We start from the raw sequence: 15,144 nt of genomic DNA, 5'->3' as shown, positions 1-15,144 counted from the left end.
GCGCCGTCACGCGCAGATCTCCCACCGTGCATGTTCACGCGCGCGCCACACGAGCCGCGCGGGATCGATGCCCTCCCCGGCCTTCATGCGCCGGGCGGTGGACGACAGCTTGAGCGCGCCAGCCGAGCCGAACCCGAGCGCGCGTTCGAGCAGGATCCGCAGCGACGGCAACGGGTTGCCGTTCTTCCACGCGAACGCGATGAAGTTGTTGTCGTCGCCGCACGGCACCAGCGCATACGAATCGTCGAACACCGCGCGCAGTTGCTCGAGATGCCGCGGCAACGCCGGATCGTCGTCCATGAAGTTGATCGCGAGCACGCCCGTTTCGCTCAGCCGCGCACGGCACGCGTCGAGAAAGGCCACGCCCGTGCAACTGCCCGGCATGCCGTCGGCAACGAACGCGTCGTGCAGGATCACGTCCGCCCGGACCTCGGGCCTTGCCACGTAGTCGGCGCCGTCCGCGCAGACCACCGCGAAGCGCGCGTCGTCCTGCGGAATCCTGAACACGTCGCGCAGCGCGATCACGTCCGGGTTGATCTCGACCGCGTCGATCGCCGTGTCGGGCAGGTGCCGATAGCAGTATTTCGCGAGCGATCCGCCGCCGAGCCCGATCATGCAGATGCGCGCCGGCACCGGCTGCAGCAGCAGGAAACCCATCATCACGCGCGTATAACCGAGTTCGAGCCTGACCGGATCCTGCAGCGACATGAAGCTCTGCGTGCCGAAGTGGTCGAAGTGCAGCGACACCGCGTGCTTCGTCTCGAGCACGAACGGCCGGCCGTCGTTCAACGGCATCGCCAGGAACTGCAGGAATGCGTCATAGGACGCTCGATCCTCGCTCATGCTCGGCAGGCCCGGTTGATCGGAGCGTCGGTCGCGCCGCGTGCGGTCATACCTTCTTCAGGTAGCAGGCCTTCAGCATGAAGCCGCCCATGTCGGTCTTGCAATCGACTTCGTGATCGCCGCCGACGAGACGGATGCTCTTCACCTTGGTGCCCATCTTCAGCGTGATCGACGAGCCCTTCACGCGCAAATCCTTGATCAGCACGACGGAATCGCCGTCCGACAGCACGTTGCCGTTCGCGTCCTTGACGACGTCGCCCGCCGGTTCGTCGCCCGCTTCGGCGCCGGCGCCGGCCGACCATTCATGGCCGCAGTCCGCGCACACGTAAAGCGTGCCGTCCGGGTAGGTGTTTTCCATCGCGCATTGCGGGCAGGCGGGGGCGGCGTTCATTGCAGCTTCCATTCGGTGGGGGTTCAGGTCAATCGAAAAAAAATACCGGGCACGCAAGCACGTGGCCCGGACCGCGCGCGCACCGCTGCGATCCACGGATCGGCAGGGCAGCGCAACGCGCACACGACATTATAATGCAATACACATAATCCAGTTGTCGTATTATAATCGTCAGCTTTCGATCATTCGCCGGACTTGATGGCGGTTTCGCTGAGGATGTCGACATGTTCGAGATGAATGCCGCACCGGCACCCGATGCACGGCGCGCGGCGCCCCGTCGGGAAGCCGCGCGCCGCGCGTTCCCGCCGCGCTGCCGGCCGGCCATTGCACGCCGTTCCGGCGATTTTCCCCGAGGCTGATCCGCACGTGGCAACCGTCGTCTACGTTGAAATCGGCCCCGCATGGAACCGCGGCCGTGCGGCCGCGTCCCGCGACGCGATCGTCGCGGCGGCGCACCGCTTCCAAAGCGAGATACTGCTGCTCGCCAACGGGCTCAGCGGCAGCGCGAAGGACGCAACGGCCATCGCGGCGCTGCAGATGCATGGCGGCACGTCGGCGCAGATGCTTGCCACCGGCCCCGACGAGGAAGCCGCGCTCCAGGCGCTGCTGCCGTTGCTGCAGGCGGGCTGACGCCGCCGCGCGCCGCGTCGCCCGATCCCACGGCCTCGTGCCGTTCACCCTGAATCACCCGTCCCCTGAGGAAGCGATGAACGACAACGTCACGTCCAATACCCCCAACCTGTCCGCGTCCGCGCTCTGGGCGCTCGAGCGCCTCGCCGACGTGCGCTACGGCCGCGACGCGCCGGCGCTCGGCTGGTCGGTCGAGCAGGAACTCGTCGGCGCGGGCTTCGTCAGCCATGCCGCGCATGGCCGTTCCGGAGCATCGATCACCGCGCACGGCCGCAACTTCCTGAAAAGCCGGAAGTAGGAAACAGGAAACGGCCGGCACAGGCGCGCCGCCGCCACGCGGCCGCCATCCCGTGCCGGCCCCGTCGGGCGACGGCTATCCCGGCGATGCGATTCGCATGCCCCGCTGCCGGCGGGGATTTGCGGCCGCGCCGCGGTTTCCGCGGTATCGTACGGGACCCAAGCGCGGCGCACCGTGCCGCCTTCGCCTTCCTTTCCTCATGGAACGCCCGATGACCTCCCGCGCCCTGCCGCCCGTCACGTCCCCGCCGGTTCTCGACACGCCCCGCCTGATCCTCGAAGGCCATCCGCTCGGCGACTTCGACGCGCTCGCCGCGATGTGGACCGAGCCGACCGTCGTCGAGCACATCTTCAACGGCAAGCCGTCGGCGCCGCGCGACTCGTGGATGCGGCTGCTCGCGTATCGCGGGCTGTGGCCGCTGCTCGGCTACGGCTACTGGGCGATCCGCGAGAAGGCGTCGGGCCGCTATGTCGGCGATCTCGGCTTCGCCGACTTCCACCGCGCGGTCGAGCCGCCGATTCGCGGCGTGCCGGAAGCCGGCTGGGCGCTCGCGAGCTGGGCGCACGGCAAGGGCTATGCGACCGAGGCGCTGGCGCATGCGCTCGGCTGGCTCGATGCGCAGAACCGGTTCGAACGCAGCGTGTGCCTGATCGCACCGACCAACGTCGCGTCGATCCGCGTCGCGCAGAAGGCCGGGTATGCCGATCCGGTGCGGATCCGCTTCAACGACGCCGATTCGCTGCTGTTTTCGCGCGCGTGCCGCTAGGCACGATGCCGCCGTCGCTGCCGACGACGGAACGCGCAGCGATCGCGAGCCAGCACAACCCTTGCATGCCGCGGGTCGGTGCGCCCGCCGCCGTCACGTGTCCGCCGGCTTGTCGCTGAGCGCGGATGACGCCGGATTCTCCGGCTCGCGCGCGAGGCCTTGCGCGAACACCTTCAACCCTTCGAGCAGCGGCGTCAGCGCATCCCACAGCGCTTCGTCGTGCAACAGCCGGTACGCGCCGCGCACGCCGGGCGCGACGTGCTCGTGCTCGGCCGGCTGCCACGCGCCGATGTGATGCAGCGCGTCGGCTGCCGCGAACACGGCCTTGCCGAACTGCTCCGGCGGAATCCGCGACAGCGCCGTCACGAGTGCCGCGAGGTTCTGCATGCCGCTTTGCATGCCGGGCTTGTCGAACGCGCCGACGAACGTCTCGGCCATCTGCGCATTCGCACTGACGACCTCGTTCGCGAAGCGCAGGAAGCCATGGCGGTGGAGGCTGCCGAGCAGGCTTTCGAGCGCGTGGTGCGCGTCGGGCTCCGGTGCCGGGGGCGTCGTGGCGGGATAGGGACGATCGGTCATCAGCGGTTCTCCGGATGAGGCGCGGCGTGACGGACGTTGCGGCCGCCACGCGTGCGCCGGATTCGTGTCGTGCTTCGTTCACCGCGCCCGCCGGCGCGCGGCCGATGCCGCCGTCAGTGCGTCGGGCCGCCGGGCGGCGCCTTGTATTCGCTGCGTGCGCCCATCGCGTCCTCGACGGTCTGCACGCCGCGCAGCGCGGCCACGCCGTCGACGACGGCATGCCGTTCCGCTTCTTCCACCTGCCCGCTCAGGCGCACGTGCCCGTGCTCGACGGTCACGTCGACGTCGCGCGGACGCCCGACCAGATGGCCCAGCGCGGCACGCACGCGTTCGGTGACCAGTGCGTCGTCCGCGTCGCCGGCGAGCCAGTCGGCGCGCAGCCCCGCGATCGCGCCGCGCGCATGATCGGCCGCGCGCTTCGCCTGCGTATTCGCGTAGTCGACCACGCCGTGGCGGCCCGCGGCGGCCTTGTCGCGCACGTACGCGCGCCGCCGCCGGCCCGACGCCGGATCGAGGAAATACATCGCCGCCGCGCCGCACGCGACGGCTACCGCGAGATTCAACAACGGGTTGTTCGAGCGTGTTCTGGAAGTCATGGGAGCACCGTGGTCGATACCCGGGACAGCCGGGCTTCGCCGACACGTGCAGCATGAGCCGTTCCTCGCCGCAACGCCGCCGCTGCGGCGGCGTTGCGCGCACGCCGGTGCGGCATCCGGGCCGCGTGGCTTACTCTGCGACGGGGCGATCGAAATGACAAGCGCTTGAAAATTCCGCGACCGGCGAGCACCGCCGGCCATGGACGGTGCCGGGCACGAAAACCGCGGCATGCGTCGTTGACGCGCGTCGAATGGCGCGGTACACGAGCCGGCCGCGGCCTGCGAGCCGGTTCATGCGTGAGCGTCCGGCGACGTGCGTTGCCGTCGCGCGCGCGTATCCGTGCCGCGGGCGGGCATGCGACTGACCGTTAGTTGCAATTGCAGGATCACCCGCCTGGGTGCTGGCCGCGGGCATGCGGCATCCGCCGTGGGTCATGCCCCCGCCCCCTGCTCGGATGCGGCCCGCCGCGACACGACCGACCGCACCCGCTCAACCGCGTGATGGCCGCCGCTCACGGCGTCGCGCCGTGCATCTTCTGCCAGCGCTCCATCAACGCGATCTCGTCGCGCTGCGCCGCGACGATGCGGCTCGCGAGCTGCCGCAGCGTCGGGTCCTTGCCGTACTTCAGCTCGACCCGTGCCATGTCGATCGCACCCTGGTGATGCGGCGCCATCTGCGACACGAAATCGCGATCGGCGTCGCCGGAATAACGCGCGCCCTCCATCGCATCCATCATCCTGCGGTCGGCGCGCTTGTACGCCTGGGTCGAGGTGTCGGGAACGGTCACGGTGTCGGGCGGGCGCAATTGGCCCCCGGCCGGCGATACGGCTGCCGCGGCGGCGACCAGCAGTGCGCAGGCGGCGCAGTGCCGGGCCGCGCGCACCGGGCGGCGGGTGAATGCATCCATGTCACGGCTCCTCGGGAATTGAACGGTCGGTTGCCTGCTCTTCGCGTGCAACGCTTGCCTGCAACGCCCGTACCCGACGCAGCCGGCACGCCCGCACGGCACGCGCATTGCGCGACGCACCGGCAACGCCGCGCACGGCGATCGCCCGCGCCCGGCGCATCGGCTCATCCCGAACCAAGGAGAAACGGCATGGCGACAGTGGCGGATTTCATCGTCGAACGGCTGTATGACTGGGGCGTGCGCCGCATCTACGGCTACCCGGGCGACGGCATCAACGGCTTCTTCGGCGCGCTCGGCCGGGCCGAGGACAAGATCGCCTTCGTGCAGGCGCGCCACGAGGAGATGGCCGCCTTCATGGCGTCCGCGCATGCAAAATTTACAGGCGAGCTCGGCGTGTGCGTCGCGACCTCGGGCCCCGGCGCGACGCACCTCGTGACCGGCCTGTACGACGCGCGGCTCGACCACATGCCGGTGCTCGCGATCGTCGGCCAGCAGGCGCGCGCGGCGCTCGGCGGCCACTACCAGCAGGAAGTCGACCTGCCGGCGCTGTTCAAGGACGTTGCGGGCGCATTCGTCCAGCTTGCCGTCGTGCCGGGCCAGGTGCGCCACCTGGTCGACCGCGCGGTGCGCATCGCGCTCGGTGCGCGCACGGTCACCGCGCTGGTGCTGCCGAACGACCTCCAGACGCTCGACTACGCGCCGCCGAAGCGCGCGCACGGCACCGTGCATTCGGGGATCGGCTACACGCCGCCGAAGGTGGTGCCCTATCCCGACGACCTGCAGCGCGCGGCCGACGTGCTCAATGCCGGCAAGCGGGTCGCGATGCTGGTCGGCGCGGGCGCGCTGCGTGCGACCGACGAGGTGATCGCGGTGGCCGACCGCCTCGGCGCGGGCGCGGCGAAGGCGCTGCTCGGCAAGGCGGCGCTGCCCGACGACCTGCCGTGGGTGACCGGCGCGATCGGGCTGCTCGGCACCCGGCCGAGCTACGAGCTGATGAGCGAATGCGACACGCTGCTCGTCGTGGGCTCCGGTTTCCCTTATTCGGAATTCCTGCCGAAGGAAGGCGAGGCACGCGGCGTGCAGATCGACCTGAAGGCCGACATGCTGAGCCTGCGCTACCCGATGGAGGTCAACCTCGTCGGCGACAGCGCCGAGACGTTGCGCGCGCTGCTGCCCCTGCTGAAGGAACGGGACGACACCGGCTGGCGCGACCGGATCGCGAAATGGAATGCGGACTGGCGCGACACGCTCGCGGCACGCGCGGCCGCGCAGGCGAGCCCCGGTCGCGGCGTGAATCCGCAACGCGCGTTCACCGAACTGTCGCCACGGCTGCCCGGCGACGTGATCCTGACGAGCGATTCGGGCTCCTGCGCAAACTGGTATGCGCGCGACCTGATGATGCGGCGCGGGATGATGGGCTCGCTGTCCGGCGGCCTCGCGTCGATGGGCGCCGCCGTGCCGTATGCGATCGCAGCCAAGTTCGCGCACCCGGCGCGCCCCGTGATCGCGATGGTCGGCGACGGCGCGATGCAGATGAACAACATGGCCGAGCTGATCACCGTCGCGAAGTACTGGCGGCAATGGCCCGATCCGCGCTGGATCTGCATGGTGCTGAACAACGAGGACCTGAACCAGGTCACGTGGGAGCAGCGCGTGATGGAAGGCGACCCGAAGTTCGACGCATCGCAGCAGATTCCGGATGTGCCGTACTACCGCTTCGCGACGCTGCTCGGGTTGAAGGGCATCTACGTCGACGACCCGGAGCAGCTCGGCGCCGCGTGGGACGAGGCGCTCGCGTCCGACCGTCCGGTCGTGCTCGAGGTCAAGAGCGATCCGGAAGTGCCGCCGCTGCCGCCGCACGTGACGCTGCAGCAGGCGAAGCACTTCGCGCAAACGCTGGTGAAGGGCGACGCACGCGAGGCGAACGTGATCGTCGAGACCGCGCGGCAGGTTCTGTCGGCCGTGTTGCCGGGCAACGGCGAACACGGTGGCAAGGGCGGGACAAGCCGGTCGTAGCGCATCACGGGCGGGACGGCGCGGTGCGCGTGTCGTGCCGCCCGTCGCGTGCGGCGCGGCGCAGCGCGGTGGGTCAGCCGATGTCGACGTCGCCGCCGCCGTCCTGCAGCGCGAGCGCCGCGTTGACCAGGCCGACCTGCGCGAGCGCGAACGGGAAATTCCCGCACATGCGCCGCGCCTTCACGTCGTACCCCTCGGCCAGCAGACCGACGTCGTTGCGCAGGCCCAGCAGCCGCTCGAACAGCGCGTGCGCGTCGGCGTCGCGTCCCTGCATCCGGTACACCTGCACCAGCCAGAAGCCGGCCGCGACGAACGCGCCCTCGTTGCCCTCGCAACCATCGTCGAAGCGCGGCGGGCGATAACGGAACGGCAGGCCGTCCTCGACCAGCTCGCGCTCGATCGCGGCGACCGTCGCCGCGACGCGCGGGTCGGACGCGTCGAGCATCCCCGTCAGCGGAATCAGCAGCAGGCTCACGTCGAGCCCGTCACCGTCGTAGCGGTCGACGAAGCGGCCGAGTTTCGCGTGGTAGCCGCGCGCGAGGACGTCCGCATGCACGGTATCGGCCCAGCGCCGCCACGCGTCGAGCGGCGCGTGATGATCGAACGCGTGCGCGGAGCGGCACGCGCTTTCGACGGCCGCCCATACCATCACCTTCGACGACGTGAACGGGTGCCGGCCGCTGCGCACTTCCCAGATCCCCTCGTCGGGCTCGCGCCAGATCGTCGCGAGATGCTCGAGCAGCCGCCGCTCGAGCATCCATGCGTCGTCGTCGGGCGGCAGCCCGTGCCGGCGCGCCTGGTACAGCGCGGCCAGCACTTCGCCGTACACGTCGAGCTGCAGTTGTTCGGCCGCCGCGTTGCCGAAGCGCACCGGCCGCGCGCCTTCGTAACCGGCCAGGTGCGCGGCTTCCCATTCGTCCGCCCGCCGGCCGCCGTCGGCCGCGTACAGCACCTGCAATTGCGCCGGATGATCGGCGATCGCGCGCACCAGCCAGTCGCGCCAGCGCGCCGCCTCGTCGCGGTAGCCGCAGCGCACCAGCGCGCGCAGCGTGAAGCTCGCGTCGCGCAGCCAGCAGTACCGGTAGTCCCAGTTGCGCATGCCGCCGAAGGATTCAGGCAGCGAGCTCGTCGGCGCCGCGACGATGCCGCCGGTGCGCACGCTCGACAGCAGCTTCACCGTGATCAGCGCACGCTCGATCGCGTCGCGATACGGGCCTTGCGCCGTATTGCACATCGACCAGGCGCGCCACGACGCCAGCGTGTCGCGCAGCGACGCGTACGCATCCGGCAAGGGCGGCGGCCGGTCATATGAACGCGCATAGCTGATGCAGAAATCCGCGCGCTCGCCCGCGGCGATCCGCTGCGTGCCGACGAGCCGGTCGTCCCGCACGTCGAGGTGCGCGTCGGTATCGAGCCACATCGCGTCGCCGCCCGTCATCATTCGCCAGCGCCGGCCGAGCCGCCCGCACCACGGCAACGCGTGGCCATAGTCGAAGCGCACGCCGAGATCGACGTCGAGCTCGACCGCGCCGCGCTCGCCGCGCACGCTGCGGATCAGGCACGGGTCGGGCGCCGCCCAGTTCATCCAGTCGATCACGACGACGCGGCCGGACGACGTCTCGGACGACGTCTCGAACGTCGTTTCGAGCACCGCGCTGCCGGGCAGGTAGCGGCGTGTCGCGCGGGCTCCCGGCTCGCGCGGCCCGATGCGGAAGCGGCCGTTGTCCGGCGTGCCGACGAGTGCGGCAAAGCATGGCGGCGAATCGAAGTCCGGCCAGCACAGCCAGTCGATGCTGCCGTCGAGCGCGACGAGCGCGGCACTGCGGCCGTCGCCGATCAGCGCGTAGTCCTCGATTAGCATCGCGCTCACCGGTTCAGCGTGCGCGCGGCGGCGTCGCCGACGTCGACGGCGATCGGCAGCGCCTCGACGCCATGCGCGGGCACTTCGCACGCGATGTCGTGCAGCGCGCGCGGATCGCGGGCAGGCAGCGCGACCTTGGCACCGCGTCGCGCGAACGCATGAGTGGCGGCACGGCCGCCCCGGCACTCGCACTCGTGATCGCGACGGTCCTCACGGTCGATTCCTCCTGTTTGTTCGCGGTGGCCGGCACGCCGCCGAGACATTCCCGGGGTTGCCGGCCGTAACACGATCGGCGTAGCAAACTGCGTGCCGGATATCGCACGGGCCGCGGCACCCTGCCCCCGAACGATGAACCGTCGCCCGATTTACAAGCCGGCTGTAACGCGCTGCACGTTGCGTGCACAACGCCGGGCGCCTCGCCTACGCGCCGGACGCGCACGGAACTTGCTCCGCCGCGAACGGTTTGTCGTCACGCCGCCGGATCCGGCAAGGAGTCGCCGTTGCTCGTCACGCCGTTCATGAATGCGTGCCGTATTGCCGATACCGCCGATATCGCCGGCATTGCCGGCATCGCCGCGGCCGCGTGCATCGTCGCGCCGCGGGCAGCGCGTGCGGCCGGCGCTTCTGCGTCACCCGCCGGCCCGCTGCCGCTCGCGTACGTCGCGCATGCTGCCGGCCCCGCTGCAGACCCGGTGCTCGTGCTCGGCTGGGCCTTGCTCGCGCTGTGCACGTTCGTCTGCGCGACGATCGCGGTGCTGCTGCTGATCGCGATATTTCGCCGCCGCGCTCAGGCGGGCGGCGGTCACGGCAGCGGGCTGGCGATCGTGGCGGTCGGCTCCGCGATCTCGATCGCGCTGCTGTTCGGCGCGCTGGTCTACATGCTGCGCGTGCTCGGCGCGGTCGCAGCGCCGCCGCGTCCGCCCACGCTCACGATCGTCGTGACCGCGCGCGACTGGTGGTGGGCCGTGCGCTATCCGGACGACGCGGGTGGCACCGCGTTCGTCACCGCGAACGAGATCCACATCCCGGTCGGCGAACCCGTCGCGGTCGAACTGAAGAGTGCGGACGTGATCCATGCGTTCTGGGTCCCGCAACTGGCCGGCAAGACGCAGACGATCCCGGGCCAGACGAATCACCAGTGGCTGCAGGCCGACCGGCCGGGCGTCTATCGCGGACAGTGCTCGCAATACTGCGGCGCGCAGCACGCGCACATGGCGTTCGAGGTCGTGGCCGAACCGCCCGATGCGTTTCGCGCGTGGCTCGCCGCGCAGCGGCAGCCGGCGCCCGCGCCCGCCGCCGGTGCCGAGCAGCGCGGCCGACATCTGTTCGACGCGCGCTGCGCGGGCTGCCACACGGTGCGCGGCAGCGGCGCGGCCGGCGACGCGGGCCCCGACCTGTCGCATCTCGGGTCGCGCCGGCTGCTCGCGGCCGGCACGCTGGACAACACGCCCGACAACCTGCGGCGCTGGCTCGCGCAAGCGCAGCAGATCAAGCCGCAGACGCTGATGCCGTCGTTCGCGCTCGCGCCGCGCGACGCCGACGATCTCGCCGCGTATCTCGCGACGCTGCACTGAACGGAGGATGACGATGGCCGTTGCCCGCGACCCGCCCGCCCCGCTCAGCCGCGTGCCGGATCTCGGCGAAGCGCCGCCCGGCTCCGCGCACGAGCGCGAACTGGCCGGCCTGTGGGAATCGGAACCCGGCTGGCGCGGCTGGCTCGGCACGGTCGACCACAAGCGCATCGGGCTGCGCTACATCGTCACCGCGTTCGCGTTCCTGCTGCTCGGCGGCGTCGAGGCGCTCGTGATGCGCATCCAGCTCGCGCGGCCGGATGCGACGGTGCTCACGCCCGCGCAGTACGACGCGCTGTTCACGATGCACGGCGTCACGATGATCTTCCTGTACGCGCTGCCGGTACTGTCCGGCTTCGCGAACTATCTGTGGCCGCTGATGCTCGGCTCGCGCGACATGGCGTTCCCGCGCCTGAACGCATTCTCGTACTGGGCGTTCCTGTTCGCCGGGTTGTTCCTGTATGCGAGCTTCCCGCTCGGCGCGGTGCCGGACGGCGGCTGGTTCAATTACGTGCCGCTCACGTCGCTCGACTACAGCGCCGGCGCGAACATCGACATCTATGCGCTCGGCATGATCCTGCTCGGCGTCTCGACGACCGGCGGCGCCGCGAACTTCGTCGTCACGCTGCTGCGGATGCGCGCGCACGGGATGTCGATCGACCGGCTGCCGATCATCGTGTGGGGCACGCTCACCGCATCGGTCGCGAACCTCGTCGCGGTGCCGTCCGTGAGCCTCGCGTTCCTGCTGCTGTGGCTCGACCGCAATGCCGGCACGCACTTCTTCGATGTCGCGAACGGCGGGCGGCCGCTGTTGTGGCAGCACCTGTTCTGGATGTTCGCGCACCCGTGGGTGTACGTGGTCGTGCTGCCCGCGATGGGGATCGTGTCGGACGCGCTGCCGACCTTCTGCCGCCGGCCGCTCGTCGCCTACGAGGCCGTCGCGGTATCGACGGTGGCGACGATGCTGATCGGCTTCGAGGTGTGGGTCCACCACATGTTCGCGACCGGCATCGCGCCGCTCGCGCTCGCGTTCTTCGGCGCGGCGAGCATGCTGATCTCGATCCCGAGCGCGGTCGCGGTGTTCGCATGGCTCGCGACGATCTGGACCGGCCGCCCGGTGTTCCGCACGCCGTTTCTGTATTTCGCGGGCTTCGTGCTGATGTTCGTGATCGGCGGCGTGTCCGGCGTGATGACGGCCGCGGTGCCGCTCGACTGGCAGCTGACCGACACGTATTTCGTCGTCGCGCACCTGCATTACGTGCTGCTCGGCATCAACGTGTTCCCGGTGCTCGGCGGGCTCACGTACTGGTTCCCGAAATTCACCGGGCGGATGATGAACGAGCGCTTCGGACACCTGACGTTCTGGGTCGTGCTGGCCGGCTTCAACCTCGGCTTCTTCCCGATGCACGTCTCCGGGCTGCTCGGGATGCCGCGCCGCATCTATACCTATCCGTCCGGAATGGGCTGGGACACGTCGAACCTGCTGACGACGATCGGCTCGTTCGTGTTCGGCATCGGGATCGTGATGTTCGTCGTCAACGCGCTGGTCAGCGCGCGGCGCGGCGCGCGCGCCGGCGGCAATCCGTGGGGCGCGGCCGGGCTCGAATGGTCGGTCGCGTCGCCCGCGCCCGTGTACAACTTCGCGGTGCTGCCGCTCGTGGCGTCGCGGCACCCGCTGTGGGAAACGCACGACGACGCGAAGCGCACCAGCGTGCAGGTCGGCTACCGGCTCGCGGACGGGCGCGAGGCGCTCGCCGTCACGCCGCTCGCGGCGACGCCGAGCGCGATCCTGAAGATGCCCGAGGACAGCAGCGTGCCGTTCGTGCTCGCGCTGCTCGCGACCGCGGTGTGCGCCGCGCTGCTGGCGCGCTCGCCGACGCTCGTGTGCGCGGCCGTCGCCGGCTGCGCGATCGGGACCGCCGTGTGGCTGTGGCCGCGCCGCACGCTCGGGCAGCGCGCGCGCCTGCCGGCCCGCGATACCACGCAGGCACCGTCGGCAGCGGCCGGGCTGGATCCGGAACGGCCGCCGTCGGCCGCGGTGCCGCCCGGCGCGCCGGCCGCGTGCGTCGAGCCGTTGCCGGTCGGCAGTTACGGCGAACGCGCGGGCGGCTGGTGGGGCGTCATCACGTTGATCGTGACCGAGGCCGGACTGTTCGGCTATCTGCTGTTCTGCTATTTCTACCTGCAGTCGCAAGCGGCCGCGCCGTGGCCGCCCGAAGGGATGCCGAAGCTCGGGCTCGCGGCCGGCAACACGGTCGTGCTGCTGTCGAGCAGCGGGTTCGTGTGGCTCGCCGAGCGCGCGGTGCGGGCCGGCAGGCAAACCCGAGCGGTGGCCGCGCTCGCCGTCGCGCTGGCGCTCGGCGTCGCGTTCGCGCTCGTGCAACTGCACGAGTGGCGCGACCATCCGTACGGCCCGACCGCGCATCTGTACGGCAGCCTGTACTTCACGATCACCGGCTTCCACCTCGCACACGTGGTGGCCGGCCTCGTGATCCTCGCGCTGCTCGCCGGGTGGACCGCCGCCGGCTTCTTCGGCCGCGAGCGACGCGTCGCGCTGACGGTCGGCGGGCTCTACTGGCACTTCGTCGACATCGTGTGGCTGTTCATCTTCACCGCGCTGTACGTGTCGCCGTACTGGCTCAGGAGCCCGGGATGAACGGCGCGCGACGCTCGTGGACGCCCTTGCTCGCGATCGCGGCCGGCCTGGTCGGCGCGCCCGCGCTGTGGTTCGCGCAGATGCTCGCGTCCGAAACGCTCGCGTCGACCGCCTGCTATCCGCTCGGCGTCGCGCAGGCGGTGCCGCGCTGGGCGCACGTCGGCGTGTGGCTCGCGCTGATCGCCGCGTGCGCGTTCGCGCTGGCGGCCGTCTTCGCCACGTGGCTCGTGCGCACCTGGCAACGCCGGCATGACGCCGAGGTGCAGGCCGCGACGCGCGACGACAGCACGCGATTCCTCGCGCGCTGCGGGATGCTCGCCGCGCTCGGGTTCGTGATCGGTCTCGTGTTCACGGGGATCGTCACCGCTTTCCTGGGGCCGTGCAGTCCATGGCGCTGATCTCGTTCGCTGCGCTCGCTTCGATCGTTTCGCGCCCGGCGCGTCTCGTTCCGGGGCGCGGCGTCGGCGTCGGCGTCGCGCTCGCCGCGTGCGCCGTGCTCGCCGCATGCGACATGCAGCGCGACGACCACGCGATGTCCGCCGGCGATACGGCCGATGCCGCGTCGGCGGCCGAAGCGGCCGAGCCCGCATCGGGCTGGCGGTTCGTGAAGATTCGCGCGTCGGCGGCCGATGCCGGGGCATCGATGTCGGCGCGGGTGGAAAGCGATCGCCGGCTGTCGCGGTCGCGCGATGCGACGGCGTCGGATTCGGCATCGTCGGGGGCGTCCGCCACGCCGCGCGATGCGGCGTCCGCGGCGGCCGCCGCCCGTCGCCCAGTGGTCGCCGCCGCCGCGAGCGCCGATGCCGCCACCCTCGCGCGCGGCCGCTATCTCGCGTTCGCCGGCGACTGCGCGGCCTGCCACGACGCGGCCGACCACACGCCGTACGCGGGCGGCCAGCCGGTGAATTCTCCGTTCGGACCGATCTATGCGCCGAACATCACGCCGGACACGGCGCACGGCATCGGCGACTACACGCTGCGGCAGTTCGACGACGCGTTGCGGCGCGGCGTGCGCGCGGACGGCAGCCGGCTCTATCCGGCGATGCCGTACCCGTCGTTCGCGCGCATGACCGACGATGACGTGCGCGCGCTGTATGCGTATTTCATGCGCGGCGTGGCGCCGTCCGCGAACGCTGCGAAGCTCACGCAACTGCCATTTCCGTTCAACCAGCGCTGGGCGCTCGCGCTGTGGAGCCTCGCGTTCGCGAACCACGACCGTTTCGCGCCGCAGCCGTCGCAATCGCCGGAATGGAATCGCGGCGCGTATCTCGTGCAGGGGCTCGGCCACTGCGGCGCATGCCATACGCCGCGCGGCCCGGCCTACAACGAGCGCGGCTACGACGAACGCAGTCCCGCGTTCCTGACGGGCGGCATCAACGATCACTGGTTCGCGCCGAACCTGACCGGCGCGGATGCGGACGGCCTCGGGCGCTGGACCACCGACGACCTCGCCGCGTTCCTGCGCAGCGGCCACGCGGTGCGCGGTGCCGTGTTCGGCGCGATGGCACCGGTCGTCGCAGAGAGCACCGCGCGGCTGACGGATGCGGACCGCCACGCGATCGCCGTGTACCTGAAGTCGTTGCCCGCGCAACCGACCGCCGCAACGAATCCGCTCGGCGTCGGCGTCCCGCGGCTGACGGCCGCCGGGCCGCGGCCGGAAGGCGGCCAGCAGGCGCCGGGAGCCGGCGTGTATGCAGGATTCTGTGCGCGTTGCCACGGCGCCGACGGCGCGGGCGTGCCCGGGCGCGGGCCGCCGCTCGCCGGCAATTCCGCCGTGCTCGCGGCCGACCCGACCAGCGCGATCCGGATCGTCGTCGAAGGCGCACGGCCGGCGCCCGGCACGCACGGGCCCGTGCAGCGGATGCCGGCGATGCGCGGTGCGCTGACCAGCAGCGAGATCGCCGCGGTGGTCAGCTATGTGCGAGGCGCGTGGGGCAATCGCGCCGCACCGGTGTCGGAGCAGGACGTGAGACGGTTGCGGGCGGCGATCCACCGCTGAACCCCGGTCGCGATCGACATGTATGACCAA

15 protein-coding genes are annotated in these 15,144 nt (G+C 71.0%); 8 read left to right on the top strand and 7 right to left on the bottom strand.

Annotated features, from left to right (window positions below; genetic code table 11):
- Window positions 1-6: 6 nt before the first annotated feature.
- Together DID99_RS04640 and DID99_RS04635 are read right to left on the bottom strand one after the other, a co-directional pair.
- Window positions 7-843, bottom strand: coding sequence for a spermidine synthase (locus DID99_RS04640; protein WP_124528647.1), 837 nt, complete (start codon window positions 841-843; stop codon window positions 7-9).
- A 46-nt stretch (window positions 844-889) separates the two neighbouring features.
- A complete protein-coding gene (locus DID99_RS04635; protein WP_044843445.1) occupies window positions 890-1,234 on the bottom strand; it encodes a zinc ribbon domain-containing protein YjdM in 345 nt (114 codons plus the stop codon).
- 237 nt (window positions 1,235-1,471) lie between these two features.
- On the opposite strand from DID99_RS04635, the gene DID99_RS04630 reads away from it, so the two are divergent.
- The 3 genes from DID99_RS04630 (at window position 1,472) to DID99_RS04620 (ending at window position 2,928) form a co-directional block, all read left to right on the top strand.
- Window positions 1,472-1,864, top strand: coding sequence for an HPr family phosphocarrier protein (locus DID99_RS04630; RefSeq protein WP_260434335.1), 393 nt, complete (start codon window positions 1,472-1,474; stop codon window positions 1,862-1,864).
- Window positions 1,865-1,940: 76 nt separating this feature from the next.
- Window positions 1,941-2,162 (top strand): hypothetical protein, encoded by a 222-nt coding sequence (locus DID99_RS04625; protein WP_044843444.1) that lies wholly within the window; start codon window positions 1,941-1,943, stop codon window positions 2,160-2,162.
- A gap of 211 nt (window positions 2,163-2,373) precedes the next feature.
- Complete coding sequence (locus DID99_RS04620) at window positions 2,374-2,928, top strand: GNAT family N-acetyltransferase (RefSeq protein WP_257772146.1); 555 nt, start codon at window positions 2,374-2,376, stop codon at window positions 2,926-2,928.
- 93 nt (window positions 2,929-3,021) lie between these two features.
- On the opposite strand, the gene DID99_RS04615 is transcribed toward DID99_RS04620, so the two are convergent.
- The 3 genes from DID99_RS04615 to DID99_RS04605 all read right to left on the bottom strand — a co-directional run bounded on the left by DID99_RS04615 (window position 3,022) and on the right by DID99_RS04605 (window position 5,011).
- A complete protein-coding gene (locus DID99_RS04615; protein ID WP_124485837.1) occupies window positions 3,022-3,507 on the bottom strand; it encodes a DUF1641 domain-containing protein in 486 nt (161 codons plus the stop codon).
- Between the two features lie 113 nt (window positions 3,508-3,620).
- Window positions 3,621-4,103: a BON domain-containing protein gene (locus tag DID99_RS04610; protein WP_044843441.1), complete on the bottom strand. Its 483-nt coding sequence runs from the start codon at window positions 4,101-4,103 to the stop codon at window positions 3,621-3,623.
- A 512-nt stretch (window positions 4,104-4,615) separates the two neighbouring features.
- Window positions 4,616-5,011, bottom strand: a complete 396-nt coding sequence (locus tag DID99_RS04605; RefSeq protein ID WP_044843440.1) for a DUF305 domain-containing protein — start codon at window positions 5,009-5,011, stop codon at window positions 4,616-4,618.
- A gap of 189 nt (window positions 5,012-5,200) precedes the next feature.
- Here DID99_RS04605 and DID99_RS04600 point away from each other — a divergent pair, with 189 nt between their 5' ends.
- Window positions 5,201-7,027 carry a thiamine pyrophosphate-requiring protein gene (locus tag DID99_RS04600; protein WP_124666180.1) on the top strand — a complete coding sequence of 609 codons (1,827 nt, stop codon included), beginning with the start codon at window positions 5,201-5,203 and terminating at the stop codon, window positions 7,025-7,027.
- 73 nt (window positions 7,028-7,100) lie between these two features.
- Here the strand turns inward: DID99_RS04600 and DID99_RS04595 are convergent, their stop codons facing one another.
- A complete protein-coding gene (locus DID99_RS04595; protein ID WP_124666179.1) occupies window positions 7,101-8,888 on the bottom strand; it encodes a glycoside hydrolase family 15 protein in 1,788 nt (595 codons plus the stop codon).
- A gap of 5 nt (window positions 8,889-8,893) precedes the next feature.
- The gene (locus tag DID99_RS04590; RefSeq protein WP_409362690.1) at window positions 8,894-9,151 is read right to left on the bottom strand and encodes a hypothetical protein; all 258 of its coding nucleotides are present in this window, start codon (window positions 9,149-9,151) and stop codon (window positions 8,894-8,896) included.
- A gap of 255 nt (window positions 9,152-9,406) precedes the next feature.
- Between DID99_RS04590 and coxB the strand changes: the two genes are divergently transcribed.
- From coxB to DID99_RS04570, 4 genes are read left to right on the top strand one after another with little or no spacing between them, the layout of a single operon-like run.
- The gene (gene coxB, locus DID99_RS04585; RefSeq protein ID WP_124666260.1) at window positions 9,407-10,462 is read left to right on the top strand and encodes a cytochrome c oxidase subunit II; all 1,056 of its coding nucleotides are present in this window, start codon (window positions 9,407-9,409) and stop codon (window positions 10,460-10,462) included.
- Between the two features lie 13 nt (window positions 10,463-10,475).
- A complete protein-coding gene (ctaD, locus tag DID99_RS04580) occupies window positions 10,476-13,115 on the top strand; it encodes a cytochrome c oxidase subunit I (RefSeq protein ID WP_124666178.1) in 2,640 nt (879 codons plus the stop codon).
- Window positions 13,112-13,513, top strand: coding sequence for a cytochrome C oxidase subunit I (locus DID99_RS04575; RefSeq protein ID WP_124666177.1), 402 nt, complete (start codon window positions 13,112-13,114; stop codon window positions 13,511-13,513). The genes ctaD and DID99_RS04575 overlap by 4 nt, the downstream gene beginning before the upstream one ends.
- Entirely contained in the window at window positions 13,504-15,114 is a 1,611-nt protein-coding gene (locus tag DID99_RS04570; protein WP_124666176.1) for a cytochrome c, read from the top strand. Before DID99_RS04575 ends, DID99_RS04570 begins: the two co-directional genes overlap by 10 nt.
- The last annotated feature ends 30 nt before the right edge of the window (window positions 15,115-15,144 follow it).

The organism is Burkholderia sp. Bp8986, assembly GCF_003854225.1.
In the GTDB taxonomy this organism is placed as follows: Bacteria; Pseudomonadota; Gammaproteobacteria; order Burkholderiales; family Burkholderiaceae; genus Burkholderia.
The sequence above is the reverse complement of the archived record's forward strand: the minus strand, read 5'-3'. Positions and strand labels throughout refer to the sequence as shown.

Bases quoted from the DNA above. Each gene is read 5' to 3' on its own strand.
- DID99_RS04640 (WP_124528647.1), bottom strand. From the start codon at position 843: ATGAGCGAGGATCGAGCGTCCTATGACGCATTCCTGCAGTTCCTGGCG.
- DID99_RS04635 (WP_044843445.1), bottom strand. From the start codon at position 1,234: ATGAACGCCGCCCCCGCCTGCCCGCAATGCGCGATGGAAAACACCTAC.
- DID99_RS04630 (WP_260434335.1), top strand. From the start codon at position 1,472: ATGCCGCACCGGCACCCGATGCACGGCGCGCGGCGCCCCGTCGGGAAG.
- DID99_RS04625 (WP_044843444.1), top strand. From the start codon at position 1,941: ATGAACGACAACGTCACGTCCAATACCCCCAACCTGTCCGCGTCCGCG.
- DID99_RS04620 (WP_257772146.1), top strand. From the start codon at position 2,374: ATGACCTCCCGCGCCCTGCCGCCCGTCACGTCCCCGCCGGTTCTCGAC.
- DID99_RS04615 (WP_124485837.1), bottom strand. From the start codon at position 3,507: ATGACCGATCGTCCCTATCCCGCCACGACGCCCCCGGCACCGGAGCCC.
- DID99_RS04610 (WP_044843441.1), bottom strand. From the start codon at position 4,103: ATGACTTCCAGAACACGCTCGAACAACCCGTTGTTGAATCTCGCGGTA.
- DID99_RS04605 (WP_044843440.1), bottom strand. From the start codon at position 5,011: ATGGATGCATTCACCCGCCGCCCGGTGCGCGCGGCCCGGCACTGCGCC.
- DID99_RS04600 (WP_124666180.1), top strand. From the start codon at position 5,201: ATGGCGACAGTGGCGGATTTCATCGTCGAACGGCTGTATGACTGGGGC.
- DID99_RS04595 (WP_124666179.1), bottom strand. From the start codon at position 8,888: ATGCTAATCGAGGACTACGCGCTGATCGGCGACGGCCGCAGTGCCGCG.
- DID99_RS04590 (WP_409362690.1), bottom strand. From the start codon at position 9,151: ATGTCTCGGCGGCGTGCCGGCCACCGCGAACAAACAGGAGGAATCGAC.
- coxB (WP_124666260.1), top strand. From the start codon at position 9,407: ATGAATGCGTGCCGTATTGCCGATACCGCCGATATCGCCGGCATTGCC.
- ctaD (WP_124666178.1), top strand. From the start codon at position 10,476: ATGGCCGTTGCCCGCGACCCGCCCGCCCCGCTCAGCCGCGTGCCGGAT.
- DID99_RS04575 (WP_124666177.1), top strand. From the start codon at position 13,112: ATGAACGGCGCGCGACGCTCGTGGACGCCCTTGCTCGCGATCGCGGCC.
- DID99_RS04570 (WP_124666176.1), top strand. From the start codon at position 13,504: ATGGCGCTGATCTCGTTCGCTGCGCTCGCTTCGATCGTTTCGCGCCCG.